The organism is Streptomyces sp. BE303, assembly GCF_036290945.1.
Lineage (GTDB): Bacteria > Actinomycetota > Actinomycetes > Streptomycetales > Streptomycetaceae > Kitasatospora.
Map to the genome: position 1 here is coordinate 1 of NZ_JAQYWZ010000343.1, position 13,480 is coordinate 13,480.

At 73.8% G+C, this 13,480-nt stretch carries 12 protein-coding genes and 1 pseudogene; 12 read left to right on the top strand and 1 reads right to left on the bottom strand.

What is annotated here, in order from left to right:
• The 9 genes and pseudogenes from carB to PUR56_RS04665 form a co-directional block, all read left to right on the top strand.
• Positions 1-566 (top strand): annotated as a pseudogene (gene carB, locus PUR56_RS04625) (carbamoyl-phosphate synthase large subunit); the annotation flags it as partial.
• 66 nt (positions 567-632) lie between these two features.
• Entirely contained in the window at positions 633-1,745 is a 1,113-nt protein-coding gene (locus PUR56_RS04630; protein WP_329878688.1) for a quinone-dependent dihydroorotate dehydrogenase, read from the top strand.
• 28 nt (positions 1,746-1,773) lie between these two features.
• Positions 1,774-2,607, top strand: a complete 834-nt coding sequence (gene pyrF, locus PUR56_RS04635) for an orotidine-5'-phosphate decarboxylase (RefSeq protein ID WP_329947946.1) — start codon at positions 1,774-1,776, stop codon at positions 2,605-2,607.
• Between the two features lie 404 nt (positions 2,608-3,011).
• Entirely contained in the window at positions 3,012-3,338 is a 327-nt protein-coding gene (gene mihF / locus PUR56_RS04640; protein WP_030056187.1) for an integration host factor, actinobacterial type, read from the top strand.
• A gap of 48 nt (positions 3,339-3,386) precedes the next feature.
• Positions 3,387-3,944: a guanylate kinase gene (gmk, locus tag PUR56_RS04645; RefSeq protein ID WP_327675652.1), complete on the top strand. Its 558-nt coding sequence runs from the start codon at positions 3,387-3,389 to the stop codon at positions 3,942-3,944.
• Between the two features lie 36 nt (positions 3,945-3,980).
• Positions 3,981-4,247, top strand: coding sequence for a DNA-directed RNA polymerase subunit omega (gene rpoZ / locus PUR56_RS04650; protein WP_030240625.1), 267 nt, complete (start codon positions 3,981-3,983; stop codon positions 4,245-4,247).
• 147 nt (positions 4,248-4,394) lie between these two features.
• Entirely contained in the window at positions 4,395-5,630 is a 1,236-nt protein-coding gene (gene coaBC / locus PUR56_RS04655) for a bifunctional phosphopantothenoylcysteine decarboxylase/phosphopantothenate--cysteine ligase CoaBC (protein WP_329947947.1), read from the top strand.
• A gap of 151 nt (positions 5,631-5,781) precedes the next feature.
• A complete protein-coding gene (gene metK / locus PUR56_RS04660) occupies positions 5,782-6,990 on the top strand; it encodes a methionine adenosyltransferase (protein WP_329947948.1) in 1,209 nt (402 codons plus the stop codon).
• A 109-nt stretch (positions 6,991-7,099) separates the two neighbouring features.
• Entirely contained in the window at positions 7,100-9,187 is a 2,088-nt protein-coding gene (locus PUR56_RS04665; protein ID WP_329947949.1) for a primosomal protein N', read from the top strand.
• A gap of 49 nt (positions 9,188-9,236) precedes the next feature.
• Here PUR56_RS04665 and PUR56_RS43280 read toward each other — a convergent pair whose 3' ends face one another.
• Complete coding sequence (locus PUR56_RS43280) at positions 9,237-9,941, bottom strand: hypothetical protein (RefSeq protein WP_443034435.1); 705 nt, start codon at positions 9,939-9,941, stop codon at positions 9,237-9,239.
• Between the two features lie 242 nt (positions 9,942-10,183).
• Between PUR56_RS43280 and def the strand changes: the two genes are divergently transcribed.
• From def to PUR56_RS04685, 3 genes are all read left to right on the top strand, one after another.
• A complete protein-coding gene (gene def, locus PUR56_RS04675; RefSeq protein WP_329877314.1) occupies positions 10,184-10,729 on the top strand; it encodes a peptide deformylase in 546 nt (181 codons plus the stop codon).
• A 141-nt stretch (positions 10,730-10,870) separates the two neighbouring features.
• The gene (gene fmt, locus PUR56_RS04680; protein ID WP_329947950.1) at positions 10,871-11,830 is read left to right on the top strand and encodes a methionyl-tRNA formyltransferase; all 960 of its coding nucleotides are present in this window, start codon (positions 10,871-10,873) and stop codon (positions 11,828-11,830) included.
• Between the two features lie 164 nt (positions 11,831-11,994).
• Positions 11,995-13,449, top strand: a complete 1,455-nt coding sequence (locus PUR56_RS04685; protein ID WP_329947951.1) for an RsmB/NOP family class I SAM-dependent RNA methyltransferase — start codon at positions 11,995-11,997, stop codon at positions 13,447-13,449.
• Positions 13,450-13,480: the final 31 nt, after the last annotated feature.

Sequence of the window (13,480 nt, forward strand, 5' to 3'; positions counted from 1 at the left end):
TCCACGGCCGCGGCGTCGACACCGTCCTCGGCCCGGAGATGCGCTCCACCGGCGAGGTCATGGGCATCGACAAGGTCTTCGGCACCGCCTACGCCAAATCCCAGACCGGCGCCTACGGCGCCCTCCCCACCAAGGGGAAGGTCTTCATCTCGGTCGCCAACCGGGACAAGCGCAACCTGGTCTTCCCGGCCCGGGCGCTGGCCAGCCTGGGCTTCGAGATCCTCGCCACCGCCGGCACCGCCGAGGTGCTCCAGCGCGGCGGCATCCCCGCCACCGTGGTGCGCAAGCACAGCGAGGGCGAGGGCCCGACCGGCGAGCGGACCGTCGTCCAGCTGATCCCCGACGGCGAGATCGACCTCATCATCAACACGCCGTACGGCACCGGCGGCCGCCTCGACGGCTACGAGATCCGCACCGCCGCCGTCGCCCGCTCGGTGCCCTGCCTGACCACCGTGCAGGCCATGGGCGCCGCCGTCCAGGGCATCGACCGGCTGCTGCGCGACGAGGTCGGCGTCATGTCGCTCCAGGAGCACGCCGAGCTGATCAACGCCGGCCGCGCCAAGTAGCACCACCGCAGTGGGGGGCACCAGTACCGCCGGGTGCCCCCCACTTCCATGCCCTGGGAGGACTTTGTGTACAAGCTGCTGTTCGACCTCGTCTTCAAGAAGATGGACCCGGAGAAGGCCCACCACCTCGCCTTCTTCTGGGTCCGGCTCGCCTCCTCGGTGCCCGGCCTGCGCGGCCTGGTCCGGCTGGTGCTGGCCCCCCGCGACCGCGCGCTGCACACCGGCGCCCTCGGCCTCGACCTGCCCGGCCCGTTCGGCCTCGCGGCCGGCTTCGACAAGAACGGCGTCGGCATCGACGGCCTGTCGATGCTCGGCTTCGACTACGTCGAGATCGGGACCGTCACCGGTGAGGCCCAGCCCGGCAACCCGGCCCCGCGGCTCTTCCGGCTGGTCGAGGACCGCGCCCTGATCAACCGGATGGGCTTCAACAACCAGGGCTCGGCCCGGGTCGCCGCCCGGCTGGCCGCCCGCCCGCACACCACCTCGACCCCGGTCGTCGGCGTCAACATCGGCAAGACCAAGGTCGTCGAGGAGGCCGACGCGATCGCCGACTACGTCAAGTCGACCGAGCGGCTCGCCCGGTACGCCGACTACCTGGTGGTCAACGTCAGCTCGCCGAACACCCCCGGGCTGCGCAACCTCCAGGCCGTCTCGCACCTCGGCCCGCTGCTCGGCGCCGTCCGCGAGGCCGCCGACCGGACCACCCCGCACCGCGTGCCGCTGCTGGTCAAGATCGCCCCCGACCTGGCCGACGAGGACGTCGACGCCGTCGCCGACCTCGCCCTGGAGCTGGGCCTCGACGGCATCATCGCCACCAACACCACGATCGGCCGCGAGGGCCTGCGCACCCCCGCGGACCGGGTCGAGGAGATCGGCATGGGCGGCCTCTCCGGCGCCCCGCTCAAGGGCCGCGCGCTGGAGGTCCTCCAGCGGCTGCGCGCCCGCACCGAGGGCCGGCTCGTCCTGGTCTCCGTCGGCGGCATCGAGACCGCCGAGGACGCCTGGCAGCGGATCATCCACGGAGCCGACCTGGTCCAGGGCTACAGCGCCTTCATCTACGAGGGCCCGTTCTGGTGCCGCCGCATCCACAAGGGCCTCTCCGCCCGCGTCCGGGCCGGCGGCTTCCGCAACCTGGCCGCCGCCGTCGGCAGCGCGGTCGACGCGCCCAAGGCCGCCTGAACCCCCCTCACCTCCCCGGAAGGACGTCATGACCCTCGCCCCCTTCGGCGCCCGGCTGCGCCACGCCCTCGACACCCGCGGCCAGCTCTGCGTCGGCATCGACCCGCACGCCTCCCTGCTCGCCGCCTGGGGCCTGGAGGACTCCGTCGCGGGCCTGGAGACCTTCAGCCGCACCGTGGTCGAGGCCCTGGCCGGCCGGGTGGCCGTGCTCAAGCCGCAGGCCGCCTTCTTCGAGCGCTTCGGCTCCCGGGGCGTCGCCGTCCTGGAGAAGTCCGTCGAGGAGGCCCGGTCGGCCGGCGCGCTGGTCCTGATGGACGCCAAGCGCGGGGACATCGGCTCCACCATGGCCGCCTACGCCGAGGCGTTCCTCGCGCCCGGCAGCCCGCTCTTCTCCGACGCCGTCACCGTCAGCCCCTACCTGGGCTTCGGCTCGCTGCGCCCGGCGCTGGACCTGGCCACGGCCCACGGCGCGGGCGTCTTCGCGCTGGCGCTCACCTCCAACCCGGAGGGCGCCGAGGTGCAGCGCGCGGTCGGCTCCGACGGCCTGCCGGTGGCCGCCTCCGTGCTGCGGCAGCTGGCCGCCGAGAACGCCGGCGCCGAGCCGCTCGGCTCGTTCGGCGCGGTGGTCGGTGCGACCCTGGCCGACGCCGGGGTGGACCTGGCGATCAACGGCCCGCTGCTCGCCCCCGGGATCGGCGCCCAGGGCGCGACCATGGCGGACCTGCCGCGGGTCTTCGGCGACTCGGTGCGCAACGTGGTGCCGAGCGTGAGCCGCGACGTGCTGAAGCAGGGCCCCTCGGTCGAGGCGCTGCGGGCGGCGGCCGACCGTTTCGTGCAGGAGTACGCGGACGCGGTCAAGTAGCGCCCGAGGCGGCGGGATTCGCCGCCGCGCGCGCCCGTCGGGGCCGGTGTCGCTCCGAAACCGCCCCGGCACGGTCCGCAGGCGGGCGGGCAAGTGGCGCGACGGGGCGGCGCGCCATCTCAGGAGTTGACGTGAGCGCCGTCACATCGGTGGCGCCAAAGGTCCGCAATCGCGGTCATTTTGCCCGGGAAAGTCCTGGTCGGCCTTGGCTGACCAGGACTTTTCGTGTTCTTTTCCTGACGCGGCGCCGCAATCCGGGTAGTGTCCGGCGATAGGTCATCGAAGAGCCGCGAAACTCGTTGCTCTCGCAGGTCAGGGGCGGCGAGTTCGCCCTGTGGACCGGTGTCCTGGGAACCAAACCAGTCATAGTTCAATCCCTTCCATCCACACCTGAGGTGAACGGCGTGGCTCTTCCGCCCCTTACCCCTGAACAGCGCACCGCCGCGCTCGCCAAGGCCGCCGAGGCTCGCCGGGAGCGCGCCGAGGTGAAGAACCGGCTCAAGCACTCCGGCGCCTCGCTGCACGAGGTGATCAAGGCCGGCAAGGCTGACAACGACGTGATCGGCAAGATGAAGGTCTCCGCCCTGCTGGAGTCCCTTCCGGGCGTCGGCAAGGTTCGGGCCAAGCAGATCATGGAGCGGCTCGGTATCAGCGAGAGCCGGCGTGTCCGTGGTCTCGGAACCAACCAGATCGCCTCCCTGGAGCGGGAGTTCGGCGGCGGTGCCGCCTGACCGTGCCCCGTGGTCCCGGGATCGTCCGCGATCCGGGATAATCGGTGCATGAGTGAGCGTCCGCGGCTGACCGTGCTCTCCGGCCCCTCGGGGGTCGGCAAGAGCACGGTCGTCGCTCATATGAGGAAGCAGCACCCCGAGGTCTGGCTCTCGGTGTCGGCGACGACCCGCCACCCGAGGCCGGGCGAGCAGAACGGGGTCCAGTACCACTTCGTCGACAACGACGAGTTCGACAAGCTGATCGCCAACGGCGAGTTGCTGGAGTGGGCCGTGTTCGCGGGCAACCGCTACGGCACGCCGCGCTCCGCGGTCCTGGAGAAGCTGGAGCGCGGCGAGCCCGTGCTGCTGGAGATCGACCTGCAGGGCGCCCGCCAGGTGCGCGAGTCCATGCCCGAGGCGCAGCTCGTCTTCCTGGCTCCGCCGAGCTGGGACGAGCTGGTCCGCCGGCTCACCGGCCGCGGCACCGAGCCGCAGGACGTGATCGAGAAGCGCCTGGAGGCGGCGAAGGTCGAGCTGGCCGCCGAGCCGGAGTTCGACAGCACGCTCGTCAACACCTCCGTCGAGCAGGTGGCGACCGAACTGCTAGCCTTGCTCGGTGTAGGCTGAGCTTTTGTCTTTTCCACCCTTTCGGAAGGTTTTCGCGTGTCCTCTTCCATGACCGCGCCCGAGGGCATCATCAACCCGCCGATCGACGAGCTGCTTGAGGCCACCGACTCCAAGTACAGCCTGGTGATCTACGCGGCCAAGCGTGCCCGTCAGATCAACGCGTACTACTCCCAGCTCGGCGAGGGCCTGCTGGAGTACGTCGGCCCGCTGGTCGACACCCACGTGCACGAGAAGCCGCTGTCGATCGCGCTGCGCGAGATCAACGCAGGCATGCTGACCGCTGAGGCGATCGAGGCCGCCTGAGGCACCCGCCTTCGCCCGCAGGGCCCGTCGGAGTTCGCTCCGACGGGCCCTGCGGCGTTGCCGCGGGGGCCGTGGGGGTGCCACCGTGCGGGTGATCGCCGGCGGGCCGTAGGGTGAGCACGCACCGAGCGAGGAGAGATGGGGATCATGGGCGGCAGCACGGAGCAGGCGGGCGCACCGCGCGTCGTCCTCGGCGTCAGCGGCGGCATCGCCGCGTACAAGGCGTGCGAGCTGCTGCGCAGGTTCACCGAGTCCGGCCACCAGGTCACCGTGGTGCCCACCGAGGCGGCGCTGCACTTCGTCGGCGAGGCCACCTGGGCCGCGCTCTCCGGGCGCCCGGCCGCCACCGCGACCTGGGAACGCGTCCACGAGGTGCCGCACGTGCGGATCGGGCAGAGCGCCGACCTGGTCGTGGTCGCCCCCGCCACCGCCGACCTGATGGCCAGGGCCGCCCACGGGCTCGCCGACGACCTGCTCACCAACACCCTGCTCACCGCGCGCTGCCCGGTCGTCCTGGCACCCGCGATGCACACCGAGATGTGGGAGCACCCGGCCACCCGGGAGAACGTCGCCACGCTGCGCCGCCGGGGCGTGATCGTGCTGGAGCCCGCCAGCGGGCGGCTGACCGGCAAGGACACCGGCAAGGGGCGGCTCCCCGAGCCGTCCGCGATCTTCGACGCCTGCCGGGCGGTGCTGCGCTACGGCGGCGTCCGGACCGACCTCGCCGGGCGGCACGTGGTGGTCTCGGCCGGCGGCACCCGGGAGCCGCTCGACCCGGTCCGCTACCTGGGCAACCGCTCCTCCGGAAAGCAGGGGTACGCGCTCGCGGCGACCGCTGCGGCGCGTGGTGCCCGTGTGACCTTGATCTCGGCCAATGCCGAGCTGCCCGACCCGGCCGGGGTGGACGTGGTGCGGGTGGCCACCGCCCTGGAGCTCCGGGACGCCGTCCTGACGGCGTCCACCGAGGCGGACGCGGTGGTCATGGCCGCGGCGGTGGCGGACTTCCGCCCCGCGGTCTACGCCACCGGCAAGATCAAGAAGGTCGACGGGGTCGAGCAGCCGCCCGTCGAGCTCGTCCGCAACCCGGACATCCTGGCCGAGCTCTCGGCCCACCGTCCCCGTTCGGGCCAACTGGTCGTGGGTTTCGCGGCGGAGACCGACGAGGTGCTCGCCAACGGCCGGGCGAAGCTCGCCCGCAAGGGCTGCGACCTGCTCGTCGTCAACGAGGTCGGGGACGGCAAGGCCTTCGGCCAGGACGTCAACGAGGCCGTCGTACTGGGCTCGGACGGCAGTGAGACGCCCGTTCCGGTGGGTCCGAAGGAGGCGCTCGCGGACGTCGTCTGGGGCCTGGTCGCCGAACGGCTGGATCCGCCCGTCGACTGATCTCGAAGGGTGGGAGGGCGGTCTCCAATTGCGGAATCGCGTGACGATTGTCGGAAGCCGACCGTTACACTCCAGGAATCAAGTCTTTCCGGAAGTTCCCGGGTCCGACCGGGGCTTTCAGTCAGCAGCCGCTGCAACCCCAGGGAGCGCTGTGTCTCGCCGCCTGTTCACCTCGGAATCCGTGACCGAGGGACACCCCGACAAGATCGCTGACCAGATCAGCGACACCATCCTTGACGCTCTCCTCCGTGAGGACCCGACCTCCCGGGTCGCCGTGGAGACGCTGATCACGACCGGCCAGGTGCACGTGGCCGGCGAGGTGACCACCAAGGCGTACGCGCCGATCGCCCAGCTCGTCCGGGACAAGATCCTGGAGATCGGCTACGACAGCTCCAAGAAGGGCTTCGACGGCGCCTCCTGCGGCGTGTCGGTGTCCATCGGTGCGCAGTCTCCCGACATCGCGCAGGGCGTCGACACCGCGTACGAGGCCCGGGTCGAGGGCGACGAGGACTCCCTGGACAAGCAGGGCGCCGGTGACCAGGGCCTGATGTTCGGCTACGCGTCCGACGAGACGCCCGAGCTCATGCCGCTGCCGATCACCCTGGCGCACCGCCTCTCCCGCCGTCTCACCGAGGTCCGCAAGAACGGGACGATCCCGTACCTGCGCCCCGACGGCAAGACCCAGGTCACCATCGAGTACGACGGCGACAAGGCCGTCCGCCTCGACACCGTGGTCGTCTCCACCCAGCACGCCAGCGACATCGACCTCGACTCGCTGCTCACCCCGGACGTCCGCGAGTTCGTCGTGGAGCCGGAGCTGAAGGCGCTGGCCGAGCAGGGCATCAAGCTGGTCACCGACGGCTACCGCCTGCTCGTCAACCCGACCGGCCGTTTCGAGATCGGCGGCCCGATGGGCGACGCCGGCCTGACCGGCCGCAAGATCATCATCGACACCTACGGCGGCATGGCCCGCCACGGCGGCGGCGCCTTCTCCGGCAAGGACCCGTCCAAGGTGGACCGCTCGGCCGCGTACGCGATGCGCTGGGTGGCGAAGAACATCGTCGCCGCCGGCCTCGCCCGCCGCGCCGAGGTGCAGGTCGCGTACGCGATCGGCAAGGCCGAGCCGGTCGGCCTGTTCGTGGAGACCTTCGGCACCGAGACCGTGCCGGTCCTCACCATCCAGAAGGCCGTCACCGAGGTGTTCGACCTGCGTCCGGCCGCGATCATCCGCGACCTGGACCTGCTGCGGCCGATCTACTCGCAGACCGCCGCCTACGGCCACTTCGGCCGTGAGCTGCCGGACTTCACCTGGGAGCGCACCGACCGCGTCGACCAGCTGAAGAAGGCCGTCCAGGCCTGATCCGGTCGTCCGACCGTTTGAGCTCTGACCGCAGGTGGTGGCCGTCCGGTGTGCCGGACGGCCACCACCTGCGGTTTTCTGTCGGTGGGACCTGGTAGTACTTGGGGCGATGAGCAGCACGCAGGGGAGTGACGAGGGCGGGGCGCCGGAACAGCTGGCGTTCATCCGGGAGACGGTCCGCCGGGCCAAGCCGCGCACCTGGCACGGGGCCAAGCGGGCCGAGCACCTGCCGGTGGCCCGGGTGGTCGTCGACAAGGGCGTCCTCACCATCGACAAGTTCTTCGACTACGCGGTGCCCGCCGCGATGGCCGAGGAGGCGCAGCCCGGCGTCCGGGTCCGGGTGCGCTTCGGGGCGCGCGTGGTCAAGGGGCAGCGCGAGGGCGGGGAACTGCACGACGGGTTCGTCGTCGCCCGGCTGGAGAAGAGCGACTTCCCCGGACCGCTGGCCCCGCTCGCCCAGGTCCTCTCGCCCGAGCCGGTCCTCACCCCGCAGCTGCTCCGGCTCTGCCGCACCGTCGCGGACCGGTACGCAGGCACCCTCGCCGACGTCCTCCAGCTGGCCGTCCCGCCCCGGCACGCCAAGGCCGAGGCCGAGCCCTCGCCGCCGCCGGGCCCCCGCCCGCCCGTGCCGGAACCCGGCGGCTGGTCGCGCTACCCGGCCGGACCCGACTTCCTCACCGCGCTGGCCGCCGGCGGCGCGCCGCGCGCCGTCTGGACGGCGCTGCCCGGACCGGGCTGGCCGTACGAGGTCGCCCGCGCCGTCGCCGCCACCCTGGCCGGCGGGCGCGGCGCCCTGGTCGTCGTCCCGGACGGGAAGGCGGTCGCCCGGGTCGACCGGGCGCTGACCGAGCTGCTCGGCGAGGGCATGCACGCCACCCTGGCCGCCGACCTCGGCCCGCGCGAACGCTACCGGCGCTGGCTCATGGTCAGCCGGGGCTCGGTGCACGCCGCCGTCGGCACCCGGGCCGCCATGTTCGCGCCCGTCCGCGACCTCGGGCTGGTCGTCGTCTGGTCCGACGGCGACTCCAGCCACAGCGACCCGCGCGCCCCGCACCCGCACGTCCGCGAGGTGGCCCTGCTGCGCGCCGCCGAGGAGGGCGCCGCCGTGCTGCTCGGCGGGCACGTGGTCACCGTGGAGGGCGCGCAGCTGGTGCGGACCGGTTGGGCCCGGCCGCTGGCCGCCGACCGGGAGACCGTCCGGAAGGTCGCGCCGCGGGTGCGGACCGTCACCGACCAGGACCAGCACCGGGACGCCGCCGCGCAGGCCGCCCGGCTGCCCTCGATCGCCTGGGAGGCGGCCCGGGAAGGGCTGGCGGCCGGCGGGCCGGTGCTGATCCAGGTGCCCCGGCGCGGCTACGTGCCCCGGCTGTCCTGCGGCCGCTGCCGCACGCCGGCGCGTTGCCGGCGCTGCGAGGGCCCGCTGGAGGCGGCCGGCGCCGACGCCCCGCTGCACTGCGGGTGGTGCGGGGAGGAGGAACGGGACTGGCACTGCCCCGAGTGCGGATCGTTCCGGCTGCGGGCCTCGGTGGTGGGGGCGCGGCGGACGGCGGAGGAGCTGGGCAAGGCGTTCCCGCAGGTGCCCGTGCGGACCTCCGGGCGGGACGCGGTGCTGACCACGGTGCCGGACGAGCCCGCGCTGGTGATCTCCACCCCCGGCGCCGAACCGGTGGTCGAGAGCGGCAACGGCTACGCGGCGGCGCTGCTGCTGGACGGCTGGGCGTTGCTCAGCCGCCCGGACCTGCGGGCGGGGGAGGAGACGCTGCGGCTCTGGCTGGCCGCCGCGGCGCTGGTGCGGCCGTCGACCGAGGGCGGCACGGTGGTCGTCGTCGCCGAGCCGACCACGCGGCCGGTGCAGGCCCTGGTGCGCTGGGACCCGATGGGGCACGCGGGGCTGGAGCTGGACGAGCGGGCGCAGCTGCACTTCCCGCCGGTGGCGCGGATGGCCTCGGTGGCGGGCAGCCCGGCGGCCGTGGCCGACCTGCTGGGGCTGATCCGGCTGCCGGAGGGGGCGGACGTGCTCGGGCCGGTGCCGGTTCCGGCGTTGCGGGGGGAGGAGCAGGAGCGTGCGCTGCTGCGGGTCCCGCCCGGGCAGGGCGCGGCGCTGGCGGCGGCGCTGAAGGCGGCGCAGATCGCGCGGATCGCGCTGCGCACGCCGGAGGCGGTGAAGGTGCGGATCGATCCGACGGACATCGGGTGAGGGGCGGGACGGGCTGAGCCGCCCCCCAGCCCGGTGGCCGGTGGGTTGGTCAGCCGCGGAGGGGGACGCCGGGGCGGTCCAGGGGGGAACGGTCGATCGGCGTGCGGTCGATCGGGGTTCGGTCGAGGGCGGTGCGGTCCAGGGCGGTGCGGTCCAGGGTGGAGCGGTCGAGGGTGGAGCGGTCGATCGGGGGGCGGTCCAGGCTGCCGCGCTCCATCGCGGCCCGGTCCAGGCTGCTGCGGTCGAGCCCGCCCTGGCGGGCGGCCGGGACGGTGGCGGCGAGGCCGGTCGGGGCGGGTGCGGGGGCCGGGTTGTGGCCCGGAGCGTGCGCGGCGGGCAGGTCCTCGGAGCGGTCCGGGCGGCTCGGGTTCGGCACGGTGCCGCCCGCGGCCAGCAGTTCGCCGGCCGGTCGGCGCATCCCGTAGCGCCGGTGCACCGCCTGCTTGGTGACCCCGAGAGCGGAGCCCACCGAGTCCCAGGAGAAGCCCAGCGCGCGGTCGAACTCGACCGCCGCCGCCACCAGCGTCTCCACGCTCTCCCTGAGTTCCTGCGCCAGGCGCACCGTCGGCGCGGGGGCGCGCCCGTAGACGACGAACCCCGCCGAGGTGCTCGGCCGGCGGGGCCGGTAGACGTTACCCAACTGGGCGGTGAGCGTCCGCAGCGCGTCGACCTGCCGCCTCACCCGCTCGATGTCCCGCACCAGCAGGTGCAGGCTCGCCCGCGCCCGGGCGTCGTGGTTGATCTGCTCGGCCATGGCCTACGTGCCACCTTCCGTACGGTTCGGCTCGACCGGAGCGCCCTTCCCGCGCGCTCCGGCGTTGGTCAATCCCACTTGACCAACGCCGGACCGCCCACCGGGGTCACGCGGCAAGGTGGGTCGGGATATGCCAGAAACCGGCACGGACGGATTGCATAGACTGATCGGCGGCCGATCCCGACGGCCGAAGCCAGCCGCCCGCACCCGACCAGCACCCCGACGGACAGGAGCCCGCATCCGTGGCGATCCAGCCGATCCGCATCTTCGGAGACCCCGTCCTACGGGCCACCGCGCAGCCCGTCACCACCTTCGACAAGGAACTCCGGAACCTCGTCAAGGACCTCACCGACACCATGCTCGACGCCCCGGGTGCCGGTCTGGCCGCGCCTCAACTCGGCATCTCCCTGCGGGTGTTCACCTACCACGTGGACGGCGTCACCGGTCACCTGATCAACCCGGACCTGTCGCTGAGCGACGAGGAGCAGGAGGGCCCCGAGGGCTGCCTCTCGCTGCCCGGCCTGCGCTACGACACCCGGCGCTCGTACGGAGTCGTCGCCAAGGGCTTCGACATGCACGGCGAACCGGTCACCGTCGAGGGCACCCAGTTGCTCGCCCGCTGCATCCAGCACGAGACCGACCACCTCGACGGCATCATCTTCATCGACCGCCTGGACACCGAGCAGCGGAAGGCCGCGCTCAAGGCGATCCGGGACTCCGACTGGGGCAGCGGCCCCGCGCCGGTGGTCAAGGTCTCCCCGCACAGCACCTTCGGCTCGGCGCGCTGACCGTCCCGGCCCGCGCCGCTCCGCCCGTTCCCTCCCCGACCCGGTACCACCCCGACCCGGCACCGCCCGGGCCCGGTACCGCCCCGACCAGTACAGCCGGGCTCCGTACAGCCCGGACCCGGTACAGCAGAAAGGCACTTGATGCGCCTCGTTTTCGCCGGCACCCCCGAGGTCGCCGTTCCCGCCCTGGACGCCCTGCTCGCCTCCGACCGGCACGAGGTCGTCGCGGTGGTCACCCGCCCCGACGCCGTCTCCGGACGTGGCCGCAAGCTGGTCGCCAGCCCCGTCGCCCAGCGCGCGGAGGAGGCCGGGATCGAGGTCCTCAAGCCGGCGAAGCCGAGCGACCCCGACTTCGTCGCCCGCCTCACCGAGCTCGCCCCCGACTGCTGCCCGGTCGTCGCCTACGGCGCGCTGCTGCGCCCGGGCACCCTGGAGATCCCCGTACACGGCTGGGTCAACCTGCACTTCTCGCTGCTCCCCGCCTGGCGCGGCGCCGCCCCCGTCCAGCACGCGGTGATGGCCGGCGACGAGGTCACCGGCGCGTCCACCTTCCTGATCGAGCAGGGCCTGGACTCCGGGCCGGTCTACGGCGTGCTCACCGAGGAGGTCCGCCCCACCGACACCAGCGGCGACCTGCTCGGCCGCCTCGCGCACTCCGGGGCCCGCCTGCTCGTCGCCACCATGGACGGCATCGAGGACGGCGCCCTGCACGCCCGCCCGCAGCCCGGTGAGGGCGTCACGCTCGCGCCGAAGATCAGTGTCGAGGACGCCCGGATCGACTGGACCACCCCCGCCCTGCGGATCGACCGCGTGGTGCGCGGCTGCGCCCCCGCCCCCGGCGCCTGGACGCTCTTCCGCGGTGAGCGGCTCAAGGTGACCGGCCCGGTCGGGCTGCTGCCGGGCTCCGCGGAGCTGGCCCCCGGTGAGCTGGCCGTCGGCAAGAACTCCGTCCGGGTCGGCACCGGGAGCCACGACGTCGAGCTGGGCGAGGTGCGGCCGCAGGGGAAGAAGGCGATGCGGGCCGCGGACTGGGCGCGCGGCGCGCGGATCGAGTCCGGCGAGCGGCTCGGCGAGGAGCCGATCGGGGAGCCGGGCGCGTAGTCCGGCGGTCGGGCCACCGGCCCGGCCGGCGGTCGGTCCGAAGAGGCCCCGGCCCGGGTCGGTCCCGCCGGTGAGCCCGCGGTCCGGGTTTCGCGTTACTGTTCCAGAGATCCCGGGATCCGGAGATCCCGAGATAACCCCCGCAGCACTTTGAGGCACATCCCATGAGCACGCCCAGCAGCACCCCCGGCATCCGCGGCGCCAAGCAGGCGCCCCGTCCGCACCGCCGGCCGAAGAAGGACCCGGCGCGGATCGTCGCCTTCCGCGCCCTGCGCGCCGTCGACGAGCGTGACGCCTACGCCAACCTGATCCTGCCCTCGCTGCTCCGCGAGGCCGAGCAGAAGGGCATGGACCGGCGCGACGCGGCGCTCGCCACCGAGCTGGTCTACGGCACCCTTCGCCTCCAGGGCACCTACGACGCGGTCATCGCCGCCTGCATCGACCGGCCGCTGAGCAAGGTCGACCCGCCGGTCCTCGACGTGCTCTCGCTCGGCGCCCACCAGCTGCTCACCACCCGCATCCCCAGCCACGCGGCCGTCTCGGCCACCGTCGAGCTGGCCCGGGTGGTGCTCGGCGACGGCAAGGCCAAGTTCGTCAACGCCGTGCTGCGCCGGATCAGCGCCCACGACCTCGACGAGTGGATCGGCCTGGTCGCCCCGCCGTACGAGAAGGACGCCGAGGACCACCTCGCCGTCGTCCACTCGCACCCGCGCTGGGTGGTCGCCGCGCTCTGGGACTCGCTCGGCCGCTGGCAGCCCGACGCCTCCGGGCGCGCCGCGGTGGAGGAACTGCTGCGCGCCGACAACGAGCGCCCCGAGGTCACCCTGATCGCCCGGCCCGGCCGGGCGACCGTCGGTGAGCTGGCCGAGGCGCTGCCCGAGGCCGAGCCGGGCCGCTGGTCCCCGTTCGCGCTCCGGCTCGCCGAGGGCGGCGACCCGGGTGCGCTGGCGGCGGTCCAGGAGAACCGGGCCGGTGTCCAGGACGAGGGCAGCCAACTGGTCGCCCTCGCCCTCGCCGCCGCCCCGCTCGACGGCCCCGACCGGCTCTGGCTGGACGGCTGCGCGGGCCCCGGCGGCAAGGCCGCGCTGCTCGCCGCGCTCGCCGCCGAACGCGGCGCCGCGCTGGTGGCCAGCGAGAAGCAGCCGCACCGGGCCCGGCTGGTCGCCCGCACGCTCGCCGGCAACCCCGGCCCGTACACCGTCATCGCCGCCGACGGCACCCGGCCGGCCTGGAAGTCCGGCGGCTTCGACCGGGTGCTCGTCGACGTGCCCTGCTCCGGCCTGGGCGCGCTGCGCCGCCGGCCGGAGGCCCGCTGGCGGCGCCGCCCGCAGGACGTCGCCGCCTTCGGCCCGCTCCAGCGCGACCTGCTCACCTCGGCGATCGACGCGGTGCGGGTGGGCGGTGTGGTCGGCTACGCCACCTGCTCGCCGCACCTCGCCGAGACCCGGGCCGTCGTGGACGACGTGCTGCGGGCCGAGGGCGGCAGGGTCGAGTGGATCGACGCACGACCGCTGCTGCCGGGCGTCCCGGCCCTGGGGGAGGGGCCGGACGTCCAGCTCTGGCCGCACCTGCACGGGACGGACGCGATGTACCTGGCGCTGCTGCGCCGTACGGCGTAGCGGGGCGCGGCAGGACGGACGACGCGACGGG

What these genes read in the sequence shown, in the direction of transcription:
- PUR56_RS04665 (WP_329947949.1), top strand. Translation starts at nt 7,100, where the DNA reads ATGAGCAGCACGCAGGGGAGTGACGAGGGCGGGGCGCCGGAACAGCTG.
- coaBC (WP_329947947.1), top strand. Translation starts at nt 4,395, where the DNA reads ATGGGCGGCAGCACGGAGCAGGCGGGCGCACCGCGCGTCGTCCTCGGC.
- gmk (WP_327675652.1), top strand. Translation starts at nt 3,387, where the DNA reads ATGAGTGAGCGTCCGCGGCTGACCGTGCTCTCCGGCCCCTCGGGGGTC.
- PUR56_RS04685 (WP_329947951.1), top strand. Translation starts at nt 11,995, where the DNA reads ATGAGCACGCCCAGCAGCACCCCCGGCATCCGCGGCGCCAAGCAGGCG.
- pyrF (WP_329947946.1), top strand. Translation starts at nt 1,774, where the DNA reads ATGACCCTCGCCCCCTTCGGCGCCCGGCTGCGCCACGCCCTCGACACC.
- PUR56_RS43280 (WP_443034435.1), bottom strand. Translation starts at nt 9,941, where the DNA reads ATGGCCGAGCAGATCAACCACGACGCCCGGGCGCGGGCGAGCCTGCAC.
- fmt (WP_329947950.1), top strand. Translation starts at nt 10,871, where the DNA reads ATGCGCCTCGTTTTCGCCGGCACCCCCGAGGTCGCCGTTCCCGCCCTG.